Source organism: Microcoleus sp. B13-B6 (genome assembly GCF_036705405.1).
Taxonomy (GTDB): Bacteria; Cyanobacteriota; Cyanobacteriia; order Cyanobacteriales; family Microcoleaceae; genus Microcoleus.
In genome coordinates this window covers 1-26,516 of record NZ_JAUBUJ010000066.1, presented here as the reverse complement: position 1 = coordinate 26,516, position 26,516 = coordinate 1, and the positions used below count along the sequence as shown (strand labels likewise).

Annotated in this window: 26 protein-coding genes and 1 pseudogene; 18 read left to right on the top strand and 9 right to left on the bottom strand. The window is 44.4% G+C overall.

From position 1 onward, the window contains the following. Positions 1-145: 145 nt before the first annotated feature. From QUB35_RS25005 to QUB35_RS24990, 4 genes are all read right to left on the bottom strand, one after another. Entirely contained in the window at positions 146-997 is an 852-nt protein-coding gene (locus tag QUB35_RS25005) for a DUF1206 domain-containing protein (protein WP_333144373.1), read from the bottom strand. Positions 998-1,208: 211 nt separating this feature from the next. Then, entirely contained in the window at positions 1,209-2,261 is a 1,053-nt protein-coding gene (locus tag QUB35_RS25000) for an AI-2E family transporter (protein ID WP_333144372.1), read from the bottom strand. A gap of 13 nt (positions 2,262-2,274) precedes the next feature. Further along, entirely contained in the window at positions 2,275-3,138 is an 864-nt protein-coding gene (locus QUB35_RS24995; RefSeq protein ID WP_333144371.1) for an HAD hydrolase-like protein, read from the bottom strand. A gap of 264 nt (positions 3,139-3,402) precedes the next feature. After that, complete coding sequence (locus tag QUB35_RS24990; RefSeq protein WP_333144370.1) at positions 3,403-4,821, bottom strand: Nramp family divalent metal transporter; 1,419 nt, start codon at positions 4,819-4,821, stop codon at positions 3,403-3,405. Positions 4,822-5,018: 197 nt separating this feature from the next. Between QUB35_RS24990 and QUB35_RS24985 the strand changes: the two genes are divergently transcribed. From QUB35_RS24985 to QUB35_RS24950, 8 genes are all read left to right on the top strand, one after another. Beyond that, the gene (locus tag QUB35_RS24985; RefSeq protein WP_333144369.1) at positions 5,019-5,141 is read left to right on the top strand and encodes a hypothetical protein; all 123 of its coding nucleotides are present in this window, start codon (positions 5,019-5,021) and stop codon (positions 5,139-5,141) included. A gap of 577 nt (positions 5,142-5,718) precedes the next feature. Further along, a complete protein-coding gene (locus QUB35_RS24980) occupies positions 5,719-6,579 on the top strand; it encodes a formate/nitrite transporter family protein (RefSeq protein ID WP_333144368.1) in 861 nt (286 codons plus the stop codon). A 96-nt stretch (positions 6,580-6,675) separates the two neighbouring features. After that, a complete protein-coding gene (locus QUB35_RS24975) occupies positions 6,676-7,299 on the top strand; it encodes a hypothetical protein (protein WP_333144367.1) in 624 nt (207 codons plus the stop codon). A gap of 241 nt (positions 7,300-7,540) precedes the next feature. Continuing rightward, entirely contained in the window at positions 7,541-8,581 is a 1,041-nt protein-coding gene (locus tag QUB35_RS24970) for a hypothetical protein (protein WP_333144366.1), read from the top strand. 52 nt (positions 8,582-8,633) lie between these two features. After that, positions 8,634-8,846: a hypothetical protein gene (locus QUB35_RS24965; protein ID WP_333144365.1), complete on the top strand. Its 213-nt coding sequence runs from the start codon at positions 8,634-8,636 to the stop codon at positions 8,844-8,846. 81 nt (positions 8,847-8,927) lie between these two features. Next, on the top strand, positions 8,928-9,767 hold the full coding sequence (locus QUB35_RS24960; RefSeq protein ID WP_333144364.1) for a hypothetical protein: 840 nt from the start codon (positions 8,928-8,930) through the stop codon (positions 9,765-9,767). A gap of 184 nt (positions 9,768-9,951) precedes the next feature. Beyond that, entirely contained in the window at positions 9,952-10,518 is a 567-nt protein-coding gene (locus QUB35_RS24955) for a DUF3611 family protein (RefSeq protein WP_333144363.1), read from the top strand. Between the two features lie 432 nt (positions 10,519-10,950). Continuing rightward, the gene (locus tag QUB35_RS24950) at positions 10,951-12,582 is read left to right on the top strand and encodes an alpha-amylase family protein (RefSeq protein WP_333144362.1); all 1,632 of its coding nucleotides are present in this window, start codon (positions 10,951-10,953) and stop codon (positions 12,580-12,582) included. A gap of 23 nt (positions 12,583-12,605) precedes the next feature. Here QUB35_RS24950 and QUB35_RS24945 read toward each other — a convergent pair whose 3' ends face one another. Next, positions 12,606-13,571 carry an S-layer homology domain-containing protein gene (locus tag QUB35_RS24945; RefSeq protein ID WP_333144361.1) on the bottom strand — a complete coding sequence of 322 codons (966 nt, stop codon included), beginning with the start codon at positions 13,569-13,571 and terminating at the stop codon, positions 12,606-12,608. 50 nt (positions 13,572-13,621) lie between these two features. After that, positions 13,622-14,545 (bottom strand): DUF2382 domain-containing protein, encoded by a 924-nt coding sequence (locus QUB35_RS24940; RefSeq protein WP_333144360.1) that lies wholly within the window; start codon positions 14,543-14,545, stop codon positions 13,622-13,624. 490 nt (positions 14,546-15,035) lie between these two features. Here QUB35_RS24940 and QUB35_RS24935 point away from each other — a divergent pair, with 490 nt between their 5' ends. From QUB35_RS24935 to QUB35_RS24905, 7 genes are all read left to right on the top strand, one after another. Next, a complete protein-coding gene (locus QUB35_RS24935; protein WP_333144359.1) occupies positions 15,036-15,647 on the top strand; it encodes a hypothetical protein in 612 nt (203 codons plus the stop codon). 254 nt (positions 15,648-15,901) lie between these two features. Then, positions 15,902-17,173, top strand: a complete 1,272-nt coding sequence (gene iscB / locus QUB35_RS24930) for an RNA-guided endonuclease IscB (protein ID WP_333144358.1) — start codon at positions 15,902-15,904, stop codon at positions 17,171-17,173. A 135-nt stretch (positions 17,174-17,308) separates the two neighbouring features. Next, positions 17,309-17,767, top strand: a complete 459-nt coding sequence (locus QUB35_RS24925; RefSeq protein WP_333144357.1) for a hypothetical protein — start codon at positions 17,309-17,311, stop codon at positions 17,765-17,767. Between the two features lie 105 nt (positions 17,768-17,872). Then, positions 17,873-18,994: an EcsC family protein gene (locus QUB35_RS24920; RefSeq protein WP_333144356.1), complete on the top strand. Its 1,122-nt coding sequence runs from the start codon at positions 17,873-17,875 to the stop codon at positions 18,992-18,994. Positions 18,995-19,164: 170 nt separating this feature from the next. Next, positions 19,165-20,169, top strand: a complete 1,005-nt coding sequence (locus QUB35_RS24915) for a mechanosensitive ion channel family protein (RefSeq protein WP_333144355.1) — start codon at positions 19,165-19,167, stop codon at positions 20,167-20,169. Then, positions 20,166-21,491 (top strand): DUF2254 domain-containing protein, encoded by a 1,326-nt coding sequence (locus QUB35_RS24910; RefSeq protein WP_333144354.1) that lies wholly within the window; start codon positions 20,166-20,168, stop codon positions 21,489-21,491. The genes QUB35_RS24915 and QUB35_RS24910 overlap by 4 nt, the downstream gene beginning before the upstream one ends. 2 nt (positions 21,492-21,493) lie before the next feature. Further along, a complete protein-coding gene (locus QUB35_RS24905) occupies positions 21,494-22,261 on the top strand; it encodes a hypothetical protein (RefSeq protein WP_333144353.1) in 768 nt (255 codons plus the stop codon). Here the strand turns inward: QUB35_RS24905 and QUB35_RS24900 are convergent. The 3 genes and pseudogenes from QUB35_RS24900 to QUB35_RS39245 all read right to left on the bottom strand — a co-directional run. After that, positions 22,247-22,465, bottom strand: coding sequence for a hypothetical protein (locus QUB35_RS24900; protein WP_333144352.1), 219 nt, complete (start codon positions 22,463-22,465; stop codon positions 22,247-22,249). The genes QUB35_RS24905 and QUB35_RS24900 overlap by 15 nt on opposite strands. Further along, positions 22,431-22,586 carry a hypothetical protein gene (locus QUB35_RS24895; protein WP_333144351.1) on the bottom strand — a complete coding sequence of 52 codons (156 nt, stop codon included), beginning with the start codon at positions 22,584-22,586 and terminating at the stop codon, positions 22,431-22,433. The genes QUB35_RS24900 and QUB35_RS24895 overlap by 35 nt, the downstream gene beginning before the upstream one ends. Positions 22,587-22,619: 33 nt before the next feature. Next, positions 22,620-22,866 (bottom strand): annotated as a pseudogene (locus tag QUB35_RS39245) (hypothetical protein); the annotation flags it as partial. A gap of 129 nt (positions 22,867-22,995) precedes the next feature. Here QUB35_RS39245 and QUB35_RS24890 point away from each other — a divergent pair. The 3 genes from QUB35_RS24890 to QUB35_RS24880 form a co-directional block, all read left to right on the top strand. Further along, positions 22,996-25,389 carry a bifunctional serine/threonine-protein kinase/ABC transporter substrate-binding protein gene (locus QUB35_RS24890; RefSeq protein ID WP_333144350.1) on the top strand — a complete coding sequence of 798 codons (2,394 nt, stop codon included), beginning with the start codon at positions 22,996-22,998 and terminating at the stop codon, positions 25,387-25,389. A gap of 190 nt (positions 25,390-25,579) precedes the next feature. Next, positions 25,580-26,299, top strand: coding sequence for a PHP domain-containing protein (locus tag QUB35_RS24885; RefSeq protein ID WP_333144349.1), 720 nt, complete (start codon positions 25,580-25,582; stop codon positions 26,297-26,299). 18 nt (positions 26,300-26,317) lie between these two features. Then, positions 26,318-26,516 (top strand): hypothetical protein (locus QUB35_RS24880; protein WP_333144348.1); only part of this gene is annotated, 199 nt, incomplete at its 3' end.

The window sequence follows — 26,516 nt, the reverse complement described above, 5'->3', positions numbered from 1 at the left end:
AGTTTTGAGTTAAAATATCCAGACTTAAAAGCAGGTGATTTAATCAGGAAGCCTTGTAAAAGTTATGAGTTTTGAGTTAGATAAGTTTTTAATTCAAAAAAATTGTTGTACTCAAAATTCATAACTTTCTGCATAACGGGCAAGCTTACGATCGCAAAATTTTCCGATAGCGAGCTTGAATTACCGAGTAGATGCCATAGGCAATTAAACCCAAAGGTACTAGACCCAAAATCACTGGACTAAAAGGCTGTTGTCCCAGAATTGCCAACACCTCGCCCAATCCCTTCGTTTGACTGGCATCTGATAGCTTGGCTGCTTGAATTAAGAAAATACCGATTATAACGAAAACAATCCCACGGGCCGCAATTCCGAATCGACCCAACCGTATCGCCCAAGTTTGCTCGGTTTGGCTCATTTCATCTAGCTTGAAATGGCGGCGAAATTTGGCTTTATATGCTTCGTAGAAATAAGAAAATCCTACGCCAATAACAATTGATCCTGCCAATCCTACCAGCCATTGTCCAAACGGTTGCGCTAAAATTTGGGCTGTCAAATCTTCGGTTGTATTGCTCTTACCACCGCCCGAACCCATTATCAGTTTTACAGCCGTTAAAGCCAAACCTGCGTATCCTAAAGCACTTAAGCCGTAGCCAATGCGTTGGGCAATTCGCTTGGCATCCAATTTGTCTCCTTGGTGTTCTGGGTCGAGAATTGTCTGAACGATACGCCAAAGGGCATAACCAATAATGCCAATCGTTACAAGAAATAGCAGAAATTTACCGAAGGGTTGGTTAACAATTTCTGATAATGCACCGCTAGTATCGGTTGTCCTGCCGCCCATACTAAAGGCTGCTTGTGCTGCTAAAAAACCGACAATAAAGTAAACTAAGCCTTTGGAAGCATATCCCAATCTTGCCAGTCGCTCAAACCAGACATGAGAAGTTGCCTGTCCAATTGAGTGTTTAATGCTGTCGGTGGGTAAGTTGTGCGGTTTCATATTTTTTGACAATTTAGTTGTTCACGACTGCTGCCATAGGCAATGGTGCATTCCTTTCCAGTTAACTGAGTTCTTAAACAGATAATTTATGTTATTATTTATTAAGTTAAAATTACCTTGTTGAGAAATTTTTGTCATCTGTCTTGAGCGGGAGTGTCATCGGTTGATTGAGTGATAAAATTCACATTAAGTGGGCTTGACAAATATAGCTTTATGGGTTATTAAATGGCTTCCCTGATGGAGCAGTTTGCCAGGGGTCTAGTATATCTTTGATTAAAACTTCTTTAACCCAAATTTGAATAACAATTAGAATTGGTAGCCCTAAAAATAATCCCAAAAAGCCAAAGAAAAATCCGAATGCTGTCAAAAGAGCTAAGGTGTAAGCGGGAAGCAGAGATACCTGCTTTTCCATAATGATAGGTGTGACTAAGTTGCCTTCAACTTGTTGAATTAGGAAATAAAGCAACAACACCGCGCCTGCTTTTGAAGGCGAATCTAATAAAGCCAGCAGCAACGGTGGAATTACGCTTAAAATTGCGCCCATATAGGGAATTAAGGCTAATATGAATGCGAGAACGCCGTTCACAAAAGGCAGGGGAACTTGCAAAACCAACAAACCAATAATGCTCGTAATACCAATAAAACTCATGCTTAATGCAACGCCGGCCAACCAACCCATTAAACCCTCTTCGCATTTTGAGAGAATTTCATCGGCTCGCTGACGGTAAAAAGCCGGAAAAAGGCTGATAGCTGCGTGGCGGTATGGCATCGGATTTACCAGAAGCATGATTGTCAAAATGGTAATTAATAAGGTATTGAGAATCAAGCTGAGATAGTTGGAAAACAACAGATAAATATGCGAACTTGTCCACCGAAAAAGCGTTTTAATTTCTTGGGTTAAATCGTCAATACTCGGAAGGTTATCAAAAATTGGTCCGGGTAATCTTGCTTGCAACCAATAGAACCAAACTCGCAGTTGTTCTATTCCTAGCGGGACGAGTTGGGACAACTCTTGAAATTGATTGCTCAGGCGCGTTACGATGAGAGTTAGCAAGACAGCGCTCGCTGTGACTAGAATCGCAATTGCTAAGGCGATCGCCACTCCCCGCTTCGCACCCGACTGCTGCAATCTTCGCACTAAACGGTTGAGAGCGATCGCTATAATTACGGCGGTAAAAAACAGTAAAACAATCGTTCTAATTGTCCACAAAATATAGAGGGAGGCTACCAAAGCCAAAAAACCGATCCACTTTCCTAAACCCACAACAAAAGCCTCTCTATTCACCCACACTTAACTGGAGCAGGGAGATTTTTTTGGCTAAACTTTCTACAGCGAGAGTGAGCGATCGCATCAATTCCGAATCCTCACTGTACTCTGCAGAAGCCAAATTCATCAGCCGCTGACTTTGGCTAATTTCTATTTCCTGACTCCACTCTTGTGCGGTAGTATCTTTATAAACCCCAATCGTTATTCCCTGTTGTTCATTCAAAAGCGAAAAACAAGGAATATCTGATGCCCCATCACCCACATAAATGACTTGCGTTAGCGGGATGTGCAATTCTTCCGCCGGAACATCCCGATAAACAAATGTCGTGCCATCGTCTTTTGGAGAGTTGTCAACGCCTTTGGCAAGTTGAAACAAATAGCGAGTTTTTTCCGTGTGAGTTACAATTTTTTTGACAAACTCAATCTCGCCTTCTTTACCATAATGGAACTCGCAACCCCACATCGCCTTAAACTTGGGGGCGATGCAATTATTACGGGCAATTTCCACCATACCGCAGCTAATTAGATAAAATTCAACTTCCACTTTGGGGTTGATTGCATAAGCGCTTTGGCGTAGGCGAGCGAACATTTCCGCAACGCCATCAAAGGGCGCTAATTTTTTCCCAAAATTGGCTATATATTGCTGGGTTATTTTGTTCCCTTGACGCTTAGATTCCTCGATAAGTGCGTAAAATCTGGCTAGAATATTGTCCCAACCGCTATCAATTAAAGGTTGAATTCGATCGCGACGAAAGGCGAGGGCATCAATATTGAGGCTTTCTAACAGACTATCGACGGTATCCGGGACAAGGGTATCGTCGAAGTCAAACACGACGGCGATATAGTTAGATAAAGGTTTGGTTGCGAGAGTCATAACAATTTGAAAGTGAAGGTTAACTAACAACAGCAACTTGATAGTTGCGATTTTCCCAATTTTGGGAAATAGTCCAGAAAAAAGTAAAGTGAATCGGAGATGTTTGATTGTGGTCGATTGCAATATCTAACAATTCAATTCCGATTGCTGTTGAGGAGGAGTTTGTATCTGTAACAGTTAGCCAGTTATCGCCAGACAAATGTAACTATTATTTTTGCGAAATTATGGCACGTTCACCTGCTAGCGCCACTATAAAAACCCTGTTTAACTTCCTCCTCCACTCGTTCCACTTATCCCGGTCAGTTGTAAAAGATAGATAACTGCAAAGCCGGCAAAAAATATCCCTGCAATTACCGTTCCACCCCAGATAAACTTCGAGGGTCGCAATTCCTTGGGCAGCATTCGATGATTCACATAAAGCGTTAATCCAGTCACAATGGGAATGTGAGCTGCTTCAATGCCTCCAGCCATTTGTAGCAAGGAAACGGGTTCGCCGAAAATCAGATAAATCGCAATGGGTAACGCAGCTAACAGCACTATAATATAAAATCGCTGCAAAAATTTTTCATTCGTCCAACGACCCTGCACGCCAAATCCTTGCAGTAAAATTTGCGTGCCATCGGCAAACATCCGCCCAAAGCCATCTTGGACTGAAAGCGTGGTGCTACCAAAAGTAATAAAAACAATTGCCACCATAAACCAAAAGCCAAATGGCCCCCAAAGGTCGCCTAGCAAACTACCCAAAATTTCTGCTACTTGTTGTTCTTTTGGCACTAATCCTTGGGGACGCAACAACTCGCCACCGAGAATCAAAAAAGCGAGTGCCGCTAACAGCGCACCCACGACTGCTAAGGTGTTGGATAAACTCATTAAAGTCACCCAACCCTGCAACCTTTTTACTTGTTCGTGGCCGATTTGATTAAAATCAAGGGGTTGTTCTTGTTTGAGGGAAGCAGCACCGTATCCTCTGGCTTCCACCCAATAGGAATACCACATCAATCCTGCTGCCCCTGCTAGCATAAAACCTAGCCAAGGTAGGATTTCTTGATATTGCACGTTTTGGGGAATTTGAGGCACTAAACCCGCTGCGAATTGTCGAAGGTTGGGAAAAACAAAAATCGCCGCGGCTACCACTGCCAACGTGCGGCCGATGCCGATAATTGAGGAAATTTTTTCAACAACTTTATACTGCCCCATGAACACAATTGCTGCCGTCACAGCGATAATAATCACCGTCCAAAGTTTAACTGTTCCTCCTGTTACTAGAATCAGTGCTGTAGCGGCGGCACCTGCAAGTCCGGCAACCGTGGAAATTGCTACTATCACCTGCGGCAATAAAATCAGCCAAATCGTCCAATTTTTTGGCCCAGGAATTTGCTTAAAACCTTCTAAAATCGTTGCGCCCGTACAAACCGAAAACCGCCCGACTTCGTTGTTGATAAACCACTTGAGGATAACAGCGGCTAGCAGCGCCCACAACAGCGAGTAGCCGTAAAGTGCTGCAATTCGAGGTGTAAATAGTAACTCACCAGAACCAGCAGCCGAAAGCATCCATAAAAAACTCGGCCCCAACCATTTAAAGCGATCCCAACCCTCTGGTGGCTGCGGGATTTGTTGATTTGTATTTTCACCCTGTTGGTTAGTTATTTGTGCAGAAGAACTGCGATTGCTATCTCTATTCATTGTTTGTTATTACTCGATTAGTAACTGGTCAACACCGATCGATTTACCCACGATTTATGGTGAGGTTGAAATTGTGGATTTTCATATTCCGGTGCTTCACAGCTTGTTAAAACGACGCTTGCTGCTGGCTTTTACCCAAAGTCCGATTAAACTTATATCTTGCACCATTCTCAATTAGCCTTTTAGGAACAGGCAAGATGCCTGTTCCACAAGAAAATCTACTCTTTGTGGAACGGGCAAGATGCCCGTTCTTGAGAATGCTGCAAGATGTGAGATTAAACCAAAGACAACTACGATCGCCAGCAAAAACGTTAGATTGAACTGAATGCCAAAGCCACTTGCATGATTGTGGCAACGTAAAACTCACAGCAGGTATTGGCCAATTGCAAATGATGGTACGCGCCAAGCCAAAAAAACTGCTGCTAGTCCCAAAAAAACGGCAATGTCCACAACGAATGCGATCGCACTCAGGCTTGACTAGGTTCTCAAGTTTGAGAGAGGACTTTTCCTTCCCAATTACAGCGAGAGAACCAGCTAGAAGTATCCACAATCGCGTTCGTGGTTGAATTTTTGAATGGGTTAGGTTTTCTTGTACTCAAGGAATTAATTTTGTACAAAGATACCTCCTAAGACTGCCACTCTTACATTTTTACCCTACACCTATGTCGGGCAATGATTGTGCAAAATTAAAGCAAATAGCCAAATATATTACTTAAGATATATTGCTTTTACATTCAATTTTAAAATCACCAAACTTAAGATAGATGCTGCACGGCTATTTTTTCTCTACAGAGACTTTTTAGAAAAACCCAAAGTTCATTCTCAGGTTAGGCGCGTCGCTATTGTTTAGTTTGTATGCTGAGAACTACGAAGTTCATATAATTTAACAAGAGCGAGATGACACAAAATAGCGATCGAGCAAGCCAAGCAATAGAATTGCTGGGTCAACAAAAGTTGGAACTAAGCGATCGCGATCGTGAAGAGATCATTGAGCGCATCCGTCCCACTGCCTTAATCATTCACGAAACGATTAGGATTGAGGGTGAAAGTGAGTTGTGCCGTCCAGTTTCAGCCCTAGCTTGGTCTGGATTAGCCGCAGGACTATCTATGGGATTTTCCCTGGTGGCTCAAGGTGTACTCCAAGCAAATTTACCCCAGCAATCTTGGAGTTCCATCATTGTCAGCCTTGGGTACAGTATCGGCTTTGTCATCGTGGTGATGGGGCGTCAGCAGTTGTTCACTGAAAATACCCTGACTGTCATTCTGCCTTTGTTAAACGATCGCAGACCCAAAGTTTTTATGCGAGTGCTGCGATTATGGGGAATCGTGTTAGCAAGCAATTTGTTAGGTGCATTCATATTTGCCTCAATAGTTGCACAGGTTGGAGTCTTCCCGCCTGAATTTCAAACAGCGTTTGGCGAAATAGGTTTAAGAGTTATCGATGGAGGATTTTGGATAACTTTATTGCGGGCAATCTTTGCTGGTTGGTTAATTGCTTTAATGGTCTGGCTTCTCCCCGCCGCTGAGTCTTCCCAACTGTGGGTAATTATTATCATCACTTCCCTGGTTGGGCTAGGTGAATTTCCTCATATTATTGCCGGATCGGTGGAAGTTTTCTATGCAGTGGCAATTAAAGCTGTTTCGTGGCCAGAATATTTTGGCAAATTCATGATACCTACCCTAATTGGTAATATTTTAGGCGGAGTTACCTTAGTTGCTGCCTTAAACCATGCCCAAGTTGCTCAAGATGACCTCTAGAAATTGCACTCCAATAAACTATATCAAGGGCATGGAGAACCCCGATTTCTCTAAGAAGTCGGGGATGTGCGATCTTAAGATAGGAGGAGAGTGATGATGACTACAAACTGGCGTGGCTATCGAGTTGCAGCTTGGGTAGGACAGGCGTTATTAACAATAGCAGTAATAGCTGCTCTGAGTCAGGGAAAATGGCAAAATGCCTTGGGGTTAGCCTTATTCTTAGTAGCATCCCTGGCGTTTGTGGTGATGGAAGATAGCTTGCCAACGCTGTTTGATTTCCTGTTTGTGCTTGCTGCCTTACTCAACGCCGGAGGCTGGGTTTTCGGACTGTTTTACCAACCGGGACCTTATGATGAAATTGTTCATGCTTTCACGACTTTTGCCGTGACTTTAGCATTGAGTTTTTTAGCATACAGTTCAATGCTGACTATTTTTCGTAACCATAAAATGCTGTACTTGCTAACAATAACCAGTTTTGGGATTGCGATTGGGGCTTTGTGGGAAGTTGCCGAATGGACGGCTGGTATTGTTCTCTCAACCGAAGTGATTGAGAGTCTGAATGATACGATTGTTGATTTGATTATGGATAGTGTGGGAGCTGCAATAGCTGCCCTAACTAGCTTATGGACGTTGCAAGAATGGATGCGCCCCAGTGCGGCAGTTGGGAATCAAGCATCTAATCAAGCATCTATGGCCAATAGTGCCAGCGATCGCACTTAACTCGCAAATTTCTCATTTTTTCTTCAAACATCTTTCATCAGATAGATATTTTCTTATTGCCTCCGACAGATGGCAAGCCTTGGAGAGTTGAGGTTAAATAGATACATAAGCAACATTTTGAAAGAATGTAGAACCTAGAACACAGACAATCGACCCTTAGCAAAAGTAAAATTTTAATAATTAATTTAAATTTTCACATTATTACTGCAAGAGGTTGGTTGTTTTGATTAAGGAGGATTTTATGAAAATAAAATCATTTTCAACGGCAATTGGACTGGTTCTGTTGGGTTCAACCCTTTATTTACCGGAAATTGCTCAAGCTAGTCCCAAACCATCTATCCAAGTAGCTCAACGAAGAGTAGTCGGCTCGGAGATAGACAGTTTTACCGCGTATCCAGTACAGCGATTAGAGCCAGGAACTGAACTATTTTTCGTGCTGCGAGGAGCCCCGTATTCGAGAGCTACCTTGACTATCCCCAATGCAGTGCAAAATCTGCCGATGCGGGAGGTTCAACCGGGAGTTTACGAGGGAAGCTACGTGATTCGCGAGGGCGATCGAATTTCCGAAAATACAGTTGTGCGGGCAAATTTGCAACAAGGCGATCGCATCAGTAGCACCCGCTTGCAACAACCTCTAGTTGCTGGTTATAACGATCGCGGCTTTCAATCTTTGTCTATTAACCGCTTCATTGCTCAACCAGTACAGCAGTTAGCTCCGGGAACCACGCTCAATTTCAAATTGCTCGGCACTCCCAACGCTACAGCTAATTTCTCCATTGAAGGAGTTGCTAATAACATTCCCATGCGGGAAGAATCCAACGGCGTTTACACAGGGGAATATACGATCCGCAGCCAAGATTATTTCCCCCCTGCAGGTGCGGCGGTTACTGCTAGTTTGCAGTCGGGAAATCAAGTTATTCGTTCCCGTTTAGATCGAGAGCTAATTGCTGGCGATGATGGCAGTTCCAACACTGCCGAAATCCCGCTAGAAATTATCACTCCCCAAGAAAATGCTCGCGTCAGCGGGACGGTGGAAGTGGAAGGACGCAGCGCCCCAAATGCGACAGTTAATGTCAACGTTCAGGCTACCTCTTCTGTGGCAGGTTTGTTTGGAGTTGAACGAAATATCCTCGAACGCACAATTCGGGCGGATGAACAAGGTAAATTCAGTTTTGCTTTTAAGCCGACCATTTCTCTACCAGGAACCCGATACGAGGTTAATCTCAGTTCTAGTAGAGGCGATCGCACCAGTGAAGAAACATTGGTACTGTTTCAAAATTGAGCGGTGACTCGCGACTATTTGCCCGCCCAAAATCGGGCATACTGAATCCCGAATGCTAGCAGGTAAAGCAGAAATTGTTCTGCAAAATCTACCAACGCCTTTGACTGTCACAATGGTGCGCGAAGATGGAGGGCTGCTGAAAGTTAAACCCATGTCTAGTTCTCAAACAGGGATGGTAGCAGTTTCCAGAGATGAAACGAGTAACTTTGATAGCAATCAAGGGGTTTTAAGAATTCAACCTGACGGTCAAGTGTTTTTGAATTAGGCTATAAAAAGACCGGGTTTTGAACACAAATTCTGTAGCTTCATCAACAAAATAAACAGAAAAAATTTTGGAGGTTTTTCAATGGTTAATAATCGTTTGAACAATTACACTCAAAAGCTCTCGAATGCTAAGGGAGGAGCGATCGCACTCGCACTAGCAACTATCCTGCTTCCGGCTTGTACTACCCCACAGCGGGAAGCAACGGCACCTGCACCTGCACCTGCACCAACCGGTTCGATTCCCACGACAACCGAGAATGTGGTTGATAACACAGCACAACTAATTGGCAAAACTGTGACCGTCAGAAGCGAACCAGTCAAGAAATTGGGGCCATCGACCTTTACAGTTAGCGATAAGGACTTTTTTGGCAGCGAACCGATTTTGGTTGTCAATGCCACCGGCAAGCCTTTTGTGCTGCCGGCTGAATCAGGTCAAGAAGTTCAAGTAACGGGAACAGTTCGCAATTTTGTCCTTGCAGATATTGAGCGCGAGTACAAATTAGGCTTAGAGTCAAACTTGTACGCCGAGTACGAAAGTAAACCTGCGATCGTTGCACAATCGATGGCGCTAGCCCCCACACCGGGTGAACTCACCTCAAACCCCCAAAAATACTACGGCAAGACACTGGCGGTCAGCGGTGAAGTCGAAAGCCTCAGAAGTCCAAACTCGTTCACTTTGGATGAAGACAAATTAATTGGCGGACAAGACTTGTTAGTGATACACACAGTTCCAAAACCAACCGTGCAAGAAGGTGAGAAGGTTGCCGTAACCGGCGAGTTGCGTTCGTTTGTCCTCGCTGAACTTGAGCGGGACTACGATCTGCAATGGGATTTGACATTGAAGCAGAAGCTAGAAGCCGAGTATACCAACAAACCTGTGCTAGTTGCTACAGGGGTATATCCCTCCGCGATTCCTCAGTAACCAATAGGCCTCTGTCATAACTACTGCGGGGAGTAGGGGTTAGGCATCCTGCCTGCCCTTAACGAAGTTTTCGGGAGAAGTCTAATAGCTAACCACAAGGCGATCGCTTGCCCCATGAACACAAGCAGAACCTTTTTCTTGCCTCGTTTCTTTTGATGATAAATTCAGCAATAAGGTGTATATAATGAATCAACCAGAATCCTTGTCGCAACCGCTGACCCAAAGCGAATTCGTCGCAACTTTTCGCTTGTTCAGCAGATTTAGCTTCTGGATACAGTTATTCTTGGGTGCTGTTTCCGGCATTGTTTTATTATTTGCTATGTTGGGTCGCAACATGAGCGAACAAGCCAATAATGCAGGTATTGGTTTCGGGGTATTTTTAGCAATAATTGGTCTGTTATTGCTGTGCTTTAGAATTTTTTGGGATTTTCGCTATAGGCTTTTAGGCCGACTTTTGCACGCCGAAAATTCCCAGGTATATCCCAGCAAAGAACATATTACTCACACCTTACGGATTGGATTAGTTTCTAGTTTGGTGGGGGTATTAATCGCGTTTGTTGCTTCTGAAGAAACAGTTGCTGTAGTCCTAGCGAAAACTCTTAGTCAGCCCCAAGCGATGGCAGCTTATGCGCCAGAAAATGTGATTCGTTCCCTAGATATTTTTGTGACGATGGCAAACGTCAATTTGATTGGCGCTCACTTTTTTGGAGCTGTTACTTCTCTTGGGTTACTCAATTGGGTAGAAGATTAGTTGGCAGCATTGGCGATCGCTAAAGGCAAACACCACTCCTATGTCGTTAGGATTGACAAGGCCTGACCGATTTAGATTTAACTAAGGTTGGTGGCGAAAGCACTGTCTTGGCGAAAGAGAGCGAAGACAGTGCAGCTACAAGCTAAGCAAGGTGGCTATTGGGATGAACATCTAATCTGAAATTGGTAGCGATCGCTCCTGCTAATGGTAGTTAGCCTAATCAACCGTTTTTTTTTCGTAATTCATTTATTATATTGAGAGATATTTCATCTATTTTTAGATTGATAGATTTTGAATCGGGACAAACAAAACTTAGGTTCGTATTCCGAAAGATGAGCTATACCCGTGGCATTCAGCTTGCTAAATAGCCCTGTTGCCGTGTTTATTAACACAGCCATGTTACACAGTTTCTCTATTAGGAAATTTACTGCAATGAAAGACCTCTGGTATAAAAACGCAATTGTCTACTCCCTCGATGTTGAAACCTTCATGGACTCGGACGGCGATGGTGTCGGCGACTTTCAAGGACTTATCAACCGCCTAGACTATTTATCCGCGCTAGGAATTACTTGTTTGTGGTTGCTGCCGTTTTATCCTTCCCCTAACCGCGACAATGGTTACGACGTGATGGATTACTACAACATTGATCCGCGACTGGGAACCCTGGGAGATTTTGTCGAGTTCATGCACCAAGCAAAGGAACGAGGCATTCGCGTGCTGATCGATCTAGTAGTAAATCATACGTCCCATCAGCATCCTTGGTTTGTGGCATCCAAAAGCGATAAAAACTCCAAGTATCGCAATTACTACGTGTGGTCAGAAAATCCACCCAAAACAGATCCAGAATTGCTGGTGTTTCCCGATGCTGAGGAGAGTATTTGGGAGTACGACGAACAAGCAAAAGCTTACTATTTGCATCACTTCTACAAAGAACAGCCAGATTTGAATATTGGCAATCCGGCGGTACGAGAAGAAATCTGCAAAATTATGGGTTTCTGGCTAGAACTGGGCGTGTCTGGATTTCGCATTGATGCTGTTCCCTTTTTAATTAAAGGAATTGGCATCGAAGGTGCAGACCCCGAAAGCCTGCGAGGTTTCTTGGAAGAAATGAGAGATTTTGTGTCATCGCGTCGGGGTGATGCAGTGTTGCTGGCAGAAGCAAATGTCGATCGCGAGCAAATTTCTATCTACTTTGATAAGGGCGACAGAATGCACATCCTGTTCAACTTTTTGCTGAACCAGCATCTGTTTTTGGCACTGGCGCGTCAAGAATCCACAGCATTGCGCGATGGACTAAAAATCTTACCGGATATTCCTGATATTTGTCAGTGGCTTAATTTTGTGCGCCATCATGATGAACTGACGCTAGACCGCATTACTTCATCGGAACGAGAGGAAATTTTTGCAGCGTTTGCCCCTGAGAAAACTATGCAAATTTTCGGGCGTGGGATTCGTCGTCGCTTACCACCGATGATGGGAGGATCTCGCCGCCGGATTGAACTGGTCTACAGCTTGCTTTTCACCCTGCCTGGTACACCCATGCTGCGCTATGGCGAAGAAATTGGCATGGGCGATGACCTTTCGCTGGAAGGTCGAGACAGCGTGCGGACGGTGATGCAATGGTCAGATGCCGCGAATGGTGGCTTCTCGACGGCTGCAACTGATGCCCTTGCCAGACCTGCGATCGCCCACGGAGAATATGGTTACAAACAAGTCAATGTCACCGCAGCGCAGCGCGATCCTGCCTCATTAATTAACTGGATGGAACGTGCAATCAGCATCCGCAAGCAATGTCCTGAGTTGGGTAGGGGCAAGTGGCAAATTCTGGAAACCGACTCTCCCTCGGTGTTAGCCCACTGCTGCGACTGGAAAGGCAGGACGGTGATTGCTGTCCACAATCTAGCCGACAAGCCTTGTACCGCTACGCTCAAATCTAACGAATACAGCAATCTGTTCGATTTATTTGGCGATCGTCTCTATGAATCTCTCGATGCCGACTCGCCCTCTATTCCCTTAGAAGCCTACGGCTATCGCTGGTTTCGAGTCAATCGAATCCAGGCGTAAACAAGTTAAAGTTGATGGGAAAACTAGCGACGTGGGCTCGTAGGAATGTACTTAGCAGTATTCTTGTCTGGAAGCGGTTCTATCTGACCTTGATTGACCAAAGCTTGATGAATTAGGGCAGTAGCACTACCCCGACTGAGCAACTCGTTCGGATTAAGAACTGTGGGATCTGGATAGTTGACCACTATCTTTGCCTTTGTCGCTGCTGCCACTGGCTCAACCGCATATTTAGGAAGTTTCCCCGCATCTTTATAGTACGAATTGAGAAAATCTAATGCCGAATTTTTAGTAGGCGCAGTTGCAGCTTTTGTCGTTGTTGGTGGAACAGCCTTAGCCGGTTTAGGTGCGGGCGCAGCCGCAGGCTGCAGCCTTGCCACTACAGGTAATAACGGCTGCATCAAAACAGTCGCTGCGAGGGGAAATGCCAAACGGTTCCTAGCAATTCGACGTTTATTTACTGGAGTTGGCTTGGCTGCAGTTACAGCCGCTGGATCAGTTTTGACAACAGGGGGATTGTAATCCATATTTAAACCCCTCATTAACACAACTAATGCTTGTGCCTTAGTCAAGGGCTGCTTGGGACGAAACTCCTTTCCAGGAAAATCATTCATAAATCCCGTTTCATAAGCTTCTTGAATCGGAGTTTCGGCCCAATAGTTTTTAGGCACATCCTTAAAGTAACTTCCACTCGGTATCTTTCTAACGCTTGCTCGATTAAAAGCTTGGTGGATCATCGCCGAAAATTCATCCCGATCCACAACCTGTTTTGGTCTAAAAGTTCCGTTTACATATCCGGTAACAATCTCTTTTTCAGCTAAGGAATCAATAAACGGACGCGCCCAGTAATTCGGCGGTACATCAGGAAATTTCGATTTAGCTTGTTGAGCAGCAACTTGCTGGGAACTTAGCACAAAACCAGTGCCACTGACACTAACGGCTAAAGCTAAAAAGGCTACGCTGATTGACGGTAAATGCCTGCGAGTAGACATAATAAATTTCCTCCTGATTTTTGCATTTTTAACGATACTCTTTGGCTGAGTTAAAGCGGATTACTTTTTTTACCCTCCGAATCCGATTCTGTTTTTTTTACATCTAACTCTTCGCGACGTACTGTGTCTGTTGCCTCAACCGTATCTTGCTCAACTTCTTTTCTGACTTGCACCTCCTCGCGCACGAACGCTTGCTTTTTGATATCGACAGTTTCTTCGTAGATTTCAAAATGTGCCATTTCTTCTTGCTTGAAGGCGGTATCTGGAGTTACTCGACTCCCTGCATATTCAGGAGTTGTGTGCTCAATCACAACTCGCTCTTTTTCTACAGGAACTTCCAGTTGTACCGTTTTGGTTTCAACTTGTTTGCCAATTATTACCTCGCCTGTTTTGCGACGGGTTTTATCTGCAACTAATCGTTCTTCGTACAGTTTGAGTTTTTGATGATCCTGTTCGTTCATCTGATACAATTCGGGTTCTCGCTCGTAAGTATAGGTATCCCGGTCATAAGCAGCTTTACGAGCTTGAGGCGAGACAGAATACGTTCTCGAAACTGGAACAGGCCCTTCTAAAGGTAATGATGCTTCTACTGGTACAGACGCTTCTACTGTTGAAGTACGATAAATACCCCGCACTTGTTCTTCATAATCGTAATCAACTGCCGTCCCATGCTCATACCTGGGTAGTTTTTCTACTTGGTCTTTACTCTGCAAACCTGTAGCGTAAACGCGCCTCCCCTTAAAATCAATCCGACAAAGAGCAATGGGAAGTAAAACTTTTTTGCCAAAAATCCAAGAACCAGTCTCTACCACAAAATAGCGGAAACGTCCTGTCTCATCTACTAGCACAGTATCGATCGTGCCAATTTTATCATCGGTATTTCCGGCATACACCTCCGCCCCTTTGATATCGTCGTCATCAAAAGCTGCTTGGCGGTAGTTGGGATTAAAATCCTCAATTTTGTAAAGTAACATTGTTGTTTCCTGTACTATCTACATCCACTTGTGTACCTACTTTAGATAGATATCAGTTCTAATACTTCCTTCTTATGAATGATTCAGCAAAGTGAAAATCATCAAGATAGCGATATTTTTTTATATTTTTCTATCTTTAGGTAGATGAATTTAGATTTCCTGTACTCAAAGGGGTAAATTTATCTAATGATTCGTAGGTTGGGTGGAGCCAACCTACAACGTTTCTGCCAGCAACTCTCACAAGGATTTATTAGGTTTTATGATCACCTTAACTAGGGGATATCCTACAAAGTTAAGGGCATCTATAAACGAGCTGCTGGTTTTTTTTTAAAGGAAATTTCCATTTTATGAGCGAAGTTACTACTTTTGATATTTAGAATTTTTAACTTAAAAATATTATGCCCATCGGTAGATATTCTGGTAATGATGATTAAGTAAAATTAAATTACCTTCAAGAAAAAAAATGACGTAACGCAGGGGTTAATCTTTTATGACTTATCCAGATCGATCGGGCAGTGAACTCACTGAGCCTACAATCGTCAATCCGCTGGTGGATTACCACGACCAAGTGAGGTGGGGGCCAATTTTGGCAGGAATTGCGATCGCTCTGGGTACTCAACTACTTTTAAGCGCTTTGGGAATGGCGATCGGATTAACCGCAGGTGCAACAGGCGCGGATGCAGGTTCCGTTGGTATTGGGGTCGTAATTTGGTCGATTATCAGTTTGCTAATTTCCCTATTTTTGGGCGGTTGGGTGATGGCTCAAAGCTGCGGCCCGATGACCAAGAAAACAGCATTTTTGAATGCAGCAATTCTTTGGGGAGCTACATTAGCACTTAGTGCTTGGTTATTAGGAAGCGGGATATCGGGTGCTGTTGGCGCTGCGGCTGCTAATGCTGGAGAAATTGCCAATCAAGTACAACAACAGGGCGGCGTTAATATACCGAATCAAGCGCAGAATGTAGGCCCAAATCAAGTTCGCGATATAGCTGGTAATACAGCTAAAGCTACTTGGTCATTTCTACTTGGCTCTTTGCTGAGTTTGGCAGCGGCAATGGTGGGTGGTGCTGTTGGCGCTCGCAAACCTCGCGTTTATGCTTGATTAGCGGTCAACCACCCACCACTAATCGGAGTACCGATATAGTGGGGGCACAGAAATTGCCAAGTTGACCAGTCTAGGTGTTAAATCACTACGTTTAAGGCAAGTGTTAAAGACCTACCAGAGAATGCGTTGCTAGTTCTCTGCTCTAGAACTTAAAAGTTAAACAGGTGTAAGGGTTAAGCCAGTGCTTTTAAGATAGTTACCGACCTTAAACATTGACGAAGCTAACATTACCCCGAAAGGGAGGACTTAAAATGTCTAACTTTGTTTTTGTACTAGATACCCAAAAACGACCGCTCAATCCAATCCACCCAGGAATGGCCCGTAAATTGCTAACTAATGGCAAAGCTGCTGTTTTTAAAAGGTATCCATTCACACTAATTCTCAAGGTAGAGGTAACAGCAACCCAAAAACCAATCACTCTCAAAATAGACCCTGGCTCTCAAACCACTGGGTTCGCATTACTGCAAGGAGAAAAAGTAATCTTTGGCGCAGAACTGACTCACCGAGGTCAAGCTATTAAAGCCAGCCTTGAATCTCGTCGTTCATTACGTAGAGTCCGGAGAAATCGCCATACTCGTTATCGTCCAGCTAGATTCCTAAATAGAACTCGCCTTAAAGGTTGGCTAGCCCCAAGTTTGCAACATCGCGTTGAAACAACTATAACATGGGTGACTAAATTGATGAAAGTTGCCCCCATTGTTTCTATTGTTCAAGAACTGGTGCGGTTTGACTTACAACAATTAGAAAACCCGGAAATTTCTGGAATTGAGTACCAACAAGGCGTTTTGTGTGGCTACGAGGTTCGGGAATATTTGCTCAACAAGTGGGAGAGAAAGTGTGCTTACTGTGGTATTACAAATACACCATTACAAGTCGAACATATTCATCCCAAAGCTAAGGGTGGTTCTAATCGCATTTCTAATCTTTGCCTTGCTTGTGAAAAGTGCAATATCAAGAAAGGAACTCAAAATATAGAGCAATTCCTGTCTAAAAAGCCAGAGGTTTTAAAACGGGTTTTGTCTCAATCAAAGCGTTCTTTAAAAGATGCGACAGCAGTCAATTCAACTCGTTGGGCATTATTTAATCGGCTTAGCATGATTGGTTTGCCTGTTTCTACTGGCAGTGGTGGCTTAACAAAGTTCAATCGCACTCGATTAAACTTAGCTAAAACTCACTGGCTAGATGCAGCTTGTGTAGGGAAAGTTGAATCGTTGGAAATTTTAACAAGCAAACCGTTGTTAATTAAAGCTACTGGGCATGGGACGCGCCAAATGTGTCGTACCGATAAGTTTGGATTTCCATGTCGCTATGTTCCCCGGCTTAAGTTTGTTAAAGGTTTTCAAACTGGAGATATTGTCAAAGCAATCGTTACTTCTGGCAAGAAAGTTGGTAAATATGTTGGGCGTGTTGCCGTTAGAACGAGTGGTTCATTTAATATTGCCGCATCAGAATTGGTGTCAGGGGTTAGCCACAAATATTGTTCAATTATTCACAGAAAGGATGGTTATTCGTATGCAGCATAAACCTTGCCCCCCTTGGACTCCCACCACGCTCCCTGAGTACAGGTGAGCGTGGGGGTCTCCAAGGGGGAAGACAGATGAACGAGCTAAAAACCTTTTATAAGGTTTGGGCATAGAGATTTAAAAGAAGATAAAGCGATGCAACAGCAGAGGAGCTGGCAAAAATATACAACGTTAACAAGATCGAACTTGTTAACGGCAACAGTTTTAGTTGCTCCCTCGTTCGCCGCTGATACAAATCAAACACAGATTCAAGGTGAATATCTACTAGCGCAAGCTTCAGAAAACTGTCGCCCGGTTATTGCGAGGAATGGTCTTAATGTTCGGCGACAACCGACGGCTAACAGCGAAGCGATTGGCATCATTGATTCCGCAGGAAATGTGACGATTCAAAGTCTTGGTGAGAATCGCTGGATAGCAATTACAGCCCCGATACAAGGCTGCGTATATGGTGGTTTTCTCGGAGCGTGTGAAGTCGCCACCGCCCCGCCTCCTACTAACAGCAGCCAAGTTGCAGCCCAAAAAGGAATTAACGTACATCAAGTACCTTCCACTGATGGGAAAGCGTTGGAGTCGTCGCGAATGGACGAAGAGTGAGATTGAAAGTTTAAGAACGGATGGTTGGATGCCGATTACAGTGCCTCTGAGAGGCTACTTCCAAACTGAAAACCTGGCGTATTGTAGTTAATTGAAAAAACAGTGATGGATCACCAATCAAAGCCAAAAAAAGAAACTAATTCACAGCAAAAGTCTGGTTTGTTAAATTTCATTGCCGAGACAACAGAATCTGCACTGAATACAGGCAAAGCGGTTGTTGACACAGCAATTAATTGGGGGGAAGCTGCTGCTAAACAAACTTATCGATGGATTGGACAAGCGACGCAAGGAACCGGAGAGGCGGTAACTTATGTTGGCAATCTTCCCTTGGTTAAACAAGCAGCAGGGGTACTCAGGCTTGATTGGTTAGTTGGACTCAGCGATCGCATCGACTTAGCCAAAGCCGAAGCTCAAGTCAAGGAACTCCAACAAAAGTATCCCAATGAAGAACCCAGCGAAATTGCTCATCGCATTATGGTGGAAAAAGCGATCCACGCCGGTGGTGTCGGATTTGCTAGCAGCATTTTACCCGGTGTCGCGGCTGCACTGCTGGCGATCGATTTAGCCGCGACTACTGCGATTCAAACCGAAATGGTTTATGAAATTGCCGCCGCTTATGGGATGGATTTGCAAAATCCAGCCCGAAAAGGCGAGGTTTTGGCAATTTTTGGGTTAGCGCTAGGCGGTAGCAACGCAATGAGAGCTGGTTTGGGCTTTTTACGCAACGTACCGCTGGCTGGCGCGATGATTGGTGCGAGTACGAATGCTACGATGCTGTACGCGCTGGGATATGCGGCGCGCCAGTTTTACGAAGCCAAAGTGAGGGAAGAGACTGAAGAACCTGGCACCGAAACGCTGCAAGCGATTCAGCAACAAAGCGAGAAATATCTCGATGTTGCGATCGCCCAGCAAGCAGGCATGGATCAAATTATGGTTCACATGATTTTGGCAAGTTATCCCAACAAAAACTGGGAAGATATTCTGCCGGAATTGAAGGCATTGCAATTAAATGCCGATTCTCTCAAAAGGATTGCTGCTAACATCAAGTCCCCCAAACCATTGGGTGCATTGTTAGAGCAACTTAACCCCGACTTTGCAGTACCGCTATTAGCTCAATGCCGTCGCATTGCCGAAAGTAAGGGAGAGGTTTCCGAAGCAGAACAGAGGGTGCTGGATGCGATCGCACAAAAACTCAACGGTCAAGATGTGGCTTCGATATCCACTTGAAAAAATTTGTTGGTGCGTTAGCTTTCTGCGTAACGAACCATCCCCAATATTTACTGTGGCTGTGTAAGTCCTAAATTAGCCTCACGTTACAGTAATCTACAGCCTTAAGATAGAGTTTGACATGGCTAATTTTAATACTATCAAGAACGACTGATGCAAGAGGAAGTTGTATGACAGCAGAAATATCGGGAGTCTGGGACAAGATTGAGAGCATGATCAATGGCTTCATTGTCATGCTGCCTAATATGATACTAGCGTTAATTGTTTTTGCAATCTTTTTCTTTGTTGGCCGATCAATTAAGAGAGCGGTCAGGCGGCTTACCCGCAACCACCGCCAATCCCGGAATTTGGGACTGGTGTTGGGAAGGTTAGCGCAGGGTATTACTGTTCTGGTTGGTCTGTTTATTGCCTTGTCGATTATAATTCCCACATTTAAAGCAGGCGATTTGGTGCAACTGCTGGGAATTAGCGGGGTAGCGATTGGTTTTGCCTTTCGCGATATCTTACAAAACTTCCTAGCTGGTATCCTAATTCTTTTGACGGAACCGTTCCAAATCGATGACCAGATTGTGTTTAAAAACTTTGAGGGAACCGTAGAAAATATTGAAACTCGCGCTACAACAATCCGAACCTATGATGGTCGCCGGATTGTAGTTCCCAATGCGGAATTGTTCATTAATTCTGTTACTGTGAATACCGCCTTTGATAAACGCCGGATGCAATACGACGTTGGTATCGGCTACGGCGATGATATTGACCGAGCCAAGCAGTTAATGATGGAAGCCATGCAGAGTGTGGATGAGGTTTTGGATGACCCTGCTCCTGACGTGCTGCTGATGGAACTTGCAGGAAGTAGCGTCAATATCCGCGCTCGATGGTGGATTGCTCCGCCGCGACGAATGGACGATCTGCGATCGCGGGACAAGGTACTTTCTGCGATTAAGGAAAAGCTGACTGCCAATGGCATCGACTTGCCCTTTCCTACGCAGCAAATTTTGTTTCACGACCAAACCGAAGAGACGGATGGCGATCGCAAACGTCAACGGGAAGGATGGCCCGCTGGTAATGGCGAAGTTCCCAAACCCCGCAGCATCAGCGGTTCTCTGCGACAACTAATTGAACAGCGATCGCAACAAGATGGCAACGGACAATCTTCACGCCACCCCAACTCATGAAAAATGTCAAGTTAAGCAAAATTTGGGACTCGCTGCACTCTAGCTACTGGTTTATCCCAACGTTGATGGCGGTGGGGTCGATGATTTTAGCGATCGCAATGCTGACACTTGACCGCACGGGTAATATACCAAACTGGAGGTGGATTTACACGGGTGGAGCCGATGGTGCGCGAGCGGTTCTTTCATCGGTTGCCAGTTCAATGGTCAGCGTTGTTGCTACAGCTTTTTCCATTACTATTGTGGCGCTTCAGTTGGCGAGTTCAAATTTTGGCCCCCGATTGCTGCGTAATTTTATGCAGGATACGGGCAATCAAATCGTGCTTGGCACTTTCATTGGCACGTTTATTTACTGTTTACTCGTACTGCGAACCATTCATTCAGAAGGAGAAGGATACACTCTCTTTGTACCCCAACTCTCGGTTACAGTTGGTACTGGATTGGCAATTGCCAGTATCGGGGTACTGATTTACTTTATCCATCACGCATCAACCATTATTCAAGCGTCCCATGTAATTACTCAGGTTAGTGGCGATTTAGACAAAGCTCTAGATCGTCTGTTTCCCGGAAAAATCGGAGGAGGTAAAGCGAACAACTCGGGACAATTGGGAGAAATTCCTGCCAATTTTGACTCGGAAGCAAGTCCAATCAAAGCCACTGGCGAGGGTTATTTGCAAGCAATCGATGACAACGAATTAATGAAAATTGCCCGTAAGTACAATCTGCTTCTACGTCTTAAAACTAGACCGGGAAAGTTTATCGTCAGGGGCAGCGATTTAGCGATGGTTTTCCCGGAAAAAGGGGTGAATCAAAGCTTGAAACAACAGATTAACGATGCTTTTATTCTGGGCAAAGAACGGACTGAATATCAAGATGTAGAATTTCCAATCGATCAGTTAGTTGAAATTGCCTTGCGTGCGATTTCTCCTGCTATCAACGATCCATTTACTGCGATTCGGTGTATCGATCGACTCAGCGCCGGATTATCCCGCCTCGCTCAAAGGGATTTTCCCTCGCCCTATCGCTACGACGATGAAGATAATTTGCGCGTCATTGTTGAAGGAGTGACCTTTGAAGGGTTAGTCGATGCTGCATTTAACCAAATTCGCCAGTACAGTAAATCAGATGTGGCGGTAACAATTCGCTTATTGGAAGCTATAGCTTGCATCGCCACTTATACCCGCAATTCCAAACAACGAGAAGCTTTACGCCGTCAGGCGGAGATGATTTTAAATAGTAGCCGCGAACAAATCTCTCAGGAGCAAGACCAGAAAGATGTCCAAGAGCAGTATCACCAAGTCATTAAAGTTTTAGGAGAGGATTAATTTTGTTGAGCAGAGTTATGGTAATAACAGCAGCTTTGCGATCGGCTCCTAATAATTTAGCTTTAACCGCGCTGATTGCCATTGGTTTAGCGCTGACACATTTATTTTGCGGCAAGTTGCGGTTTGCTCCTATTCCTCGCAGTGGCTGGCTTTCAGCGGCTGGTGGGGTTTCGGTAGCTTATGTTTTTGTGCATATTTTACCGGAATTAAATCTGCACCAAGCGGTATTAGAGCAAGTAGAAGCAGGAGTTATTTCTTATCTAGAACACCACGTTTATTTAATAGCTTTGTTAGGATTGACTGTATTTTACGGCTTGGAGCAAATTGCAAATTTATCTCGTCAGCGTGGCGAAGAGGATGTGACCAGTCCTGGTGTTTTTTGGTTGCACATAGGCTCTTTTGCAATCTACAACGCTCTGATTGGCTATCTGCTGGTGCATCGGGAAGAACCGGGCATTACCAATCTGCTGTTGTTTTCTTGTGCAATGGCACTGCACTTTGCAGTGAACGACTCTGGTTTGCGGGAACACCACAAACATATTTACGATCGCATCGGACGCTGGATACTAGCAGCAGCTATTATTGTGGGGTGGGTGTTGGGTAGCGCTACTGAAATTGGAAAAACTGCGATCGCAGTTTTATTTGCTTTTTTAGCCGGAGGAATTGTTCTCAACGTCCTCAAAGAAGAATTGCCAGAAGAACGAGAAAGTCGGTTTTGGGCATTTGCCCTTGGTGCTGGAATTTACACGGCTCTTTTATTGGCTTTGTAGAGGAATCATATTGTTGACTGTTGACTGTTGACTGTTGACTGTTGACTGTTGACGGTGAGTCAAAAGAATGAATATTACGCGAATTATTTGTTGGCAGTTTGATTCGACTTTTCGCCCGACGATGAAGCGCGGATTTGATATCATCATTCCGGCGCAGCCGGAATTGATATCAAATAAAGCCAAAACGTTCGAGCTTAAAACCATTATCAGGAATCCAGTGTTCTTTGAGACGGCGTTTAAAATTACCGGGATGATTTTTCCTAGCACTGCTACCAACTGCGGCGGTATTAACAGTCTTAACTTTAAAAGGTAAAGCTCTGCTCATAGTTTAAGTGCTTAAAAGCTTACATTTATATGAGAGAATTTTTACTACATCATATAAATGTGTAGTTACTAAGACTACCCAGTTATCATTTTGGGCGATTTCACGCCATATATTGTCGGCCAACTCTTGCAGTTAAAGAGCCACTTTTCCGCCATTACCTGAGTCATCTATGATGAGGGTGAGCCCCGTTTTTTGGGATTTGTGGGTAAAAACATCGTCTCTCGCGACGACACCATTTATCGAAGCATGGGAACATGGTGGTGGGAGTTGTTTCCTTTATGAGAGTTTTTCGACGTGGAAGCGCCAACTACACTACAATGGATTTTACCATAAAAGGGACTAATTTTTGGTTTAAGTCCTTATAATCAACATTAAAAGCCGCAGCCTGTAAAGAGGTGTTGGAAAATTTATGTGTGTCAACTTAGGGGATATCCTGCACGAAAGCTACAAAATTATCGCTTTGTTGGGAGAGGGAGGGTTTGCTAGAACCTACACGGCTGTACAAATAAACACACCTAATAATCCTCTGTGCGTTGTTAAGGAAATTCCTTTTCCCCCATCGAACGATCCGCGCGTCTTGGAGAGGGCAAGGAACCGATTTGAAGGGGAGGCTAGCGCTTTGCGCCGTCTGGGGAGAAACTCGCGCATTCCCGAATTATTCGATAGCTTTGAAGAAAACGATTATTTTTACTTAGTGCAAGAATACGTTAAAGGACATCAGCTCAGTAAAGAACTCACTGCGGGCGATCGGTGGAATGAGAAAAATACCGTTGCTTTGTTGCGAGAAGTTCTGGAAATATTAAAATCAGTCCACCAAGAAAATATTATTCACCGCGATATTACACCTTCTAACTTAATTCGGCGTAAAACAGATCAACAAATTGTTTTAATTGATTTTGGGGCAGTCAAAGAAATCGGCACTTTTACCTCTAACTCTACAGGTGAAATATTCAGCTCGCAGGCGATCGGCACCAGGGGTTATATGCCTGCCGAACAACACGATACGCGGTCTCTCCCGCAACCCTACAATGATATTTATGCAGTAGGAATCATCGCGATTCAAGCCCTCACCGGGCGGCGTCCCACCAATCTGCCACAAGACCCCGAAACTGGTGAAATTGTCTGGGATTATTTAACATCTGAACCTGTTAGCGACAAGCTTAAAAATATTTTAACCAAGATGGTGCGTTTCCACTTTCAAGACCGCTACCAATCGGTTGATGAAGTTTTGCAAGACTTGGATTTGTCGATCGTCGCAGGGCCCCAAGTACCCAAAACTTCGCGGAAGTTGCGATCGGGCTTTCGCTGGCTGCTGTTCGGAGTTGCGGGACTGGGCGCTGCATTGGCGATCGCATTTTTAATCCCCAGAATTTCCCCGCCACAAACGGTGGCTGTACCCTCCCCAGATGGTGTAAGTTCTGGCGAAAAACTCCTAGTGCAAACCTCGCCCCTTTGGTCAAAACAAAGGGGAATTAGTGAGTTGGCCGACTCAAATTATCCTGATGCTTTGAAATTGCTCAAACAGTCCTGGCGAGAAGACCGCAGAGATCCAGAAACTTTAATTTATATCAACAATGCCCTGCTGAAGGCAATAAATGCAGAATATTACACGATCGCGATCGTTGTTCCCATCCTCAGAAATCCCGACGGTAGCATCGCTAACGCAAATTTAGCAGAAGAACTGCTGCGCGGCATTGCTCAAGCTCAAACCGAAGTTAATTTAGGCGCGATTGCTGCAAAAGAGCGCAATCAAGACTTTCCCGGTCAAGAATTTATCGAACCGAAATCTATTAACGGTAAAGGTCTCAGAGTCATCATTGCCGATGATGCAAATCTCAAGTTAGAGGCAATTAAAAGGGCAAATTCTTTAGTCGCTCAACCAGATATTTTAGCAGTTATCGGACACTATGCCAGCGAGATGACTTTGGCAACAGTAGATATTTACGATCGCAATAAATTAGTCGCTCTTTCTCCGGGAAGTACCACCGAAGAACTGACGCGAAAACCTCGAAAATTTTTCTTTCGGACTGCTCCGACAACTAGCATCGAAGCTGAAGCTTTAGTAAATCAACTGCTCTCGCTCGGTGAGAAAAAAGTTGCAGTATTTTACAATCCCAACAGTCCGTTCAGCGCTTCTTTGTGGGAAGAATTCAAAAAGCAATTTGAAGCGCAAGGAGGAACGACTATCAGGCTTAGAGAGTTTTACGACTTATCTAAAAATAATTTTAACGCCGAAGCCGCAATAAAAAAACTTGAGAAAGCCGGCAAAATAGCGTTACTTTTAATTCCCGACGGTCAAGTCACTAATGCCCAGCCAAATGCGATCGATATGATTAAAGCTAACAACGATCGCCATTGGATTGTCGCCTCTTGGGGACTCTACGATTGGAGAACTTTAGAAGCTGCCAAACAGCTAAAGTCTGTCGAAAAACTAGCTATATCTGTGTTCTGGCATCCTTTAACCAGTTTTGACAAAAAATTTCCTCAAAATACTGAAAAGTTGTGGGGAGGCCCGGTAAATACTCGATCGGCTTTAACCTACGATGCAGCCCGCACGCTGATTAAAGCCCTAGAAATGCAGCCAGAACCAACCCGCCAAGGAATGCAACAAACCTTAGCCGATCCAAATTTTAAAGCCGAGGGAGCCACGGGTATAATTGAGTTTGACTCAAAGACCGGCAATCGCAAAAACCCTCCTAAAGGAGTGGCGCATATTGTTCCGTGTGCTAGAGAACAATTTGGTCTGACATTTGTGCCGATCGAATTTCCCACAGCCGCAGCCGCAGGTTTAAAGTGCGATTGAATTGATATCTTGTGGCATTTTCCACAAACCTGTAGGGGCGGGTTTTACCGATCGTAATTGCCTAAAATCAATAATCTCATAAACCCGCCCCCGCACCACGGTAAATCGCTATTGTAACTATCGCGATCGGTGCAACATATCAATTTATTCGATATATTAAACAAAGCTAGTTTTTTTTATAATAACGCTTATGACTGTCAATCTCGCTCCCTTCCCCGGTTCTAGCCTCAAACCAGAAGCCCAGAATATCTCAGCACTCAAACAAGTCTTTCAGACAATTGATGCCGATAGCTGTCCGGGTTCCTATAATTTTCATATGCACACAGTCTACTCCGACGGGCGATTGCAGCCAGAGAAATTGATGGAACAAGCCATAGCCCGCGGTCTCAAAGGCTTAGCTATCACCGACCACCACAGCACCGAAGGCTACGTTAAAGCTCAAATTTGGCTGGATAATTGGAAATTAAACCATCCTGACAAAAATAGCGAAGCACCTAGTCTCTGGACAGGCGCTGAAATTAATGCCGAATTGCTCAACAATGAGGTACACATTCTCTGTTACGCCTTTGATCCGCAACATCCCAGTCTCCAACCATACCTACGAGGTAAAAGCACTGAAGGCACTTATTGTTATTCAGCAGCCAGGGTAATTGAAGCTATTCATGAAGCAGGAGGTTTAGCAGTTCTCGCACATCCTTGCAGGTATCGATCGACTGCAGATAAACTAATCCCAGAAGCAGCCCGTTTTGGCATTGACGGTCTAGAAATTTACTATGCTTACGGTAATCCAAATCCTTGGAAACCGAGTCCCAAACAAACTGCTTTAGTCAAGGATTTAGCAGAAACTTATGGTTTGCTGGGAACTTGTGGCACGGACTCTCACGGGCTGAGTCTTCTCGTCCGAATCTAAATAGTTCGGAAATAACAAGTGCTTTATCCTGTCATTACCAGTCTAAGCGTTAGCGGATATATCTCTTATGAAAGCAATCATAATGAGCCGAAAATAAACAGTAAAAAAACAGTTTCTCAGGTCATATTAGACCTCTTGCAAAAATCCTTTTCCTCAATTGATGGGACGGGCTCTTCGGCCCATCCCACAAGAAAAAATAACTCTTGTGGGATGGGCC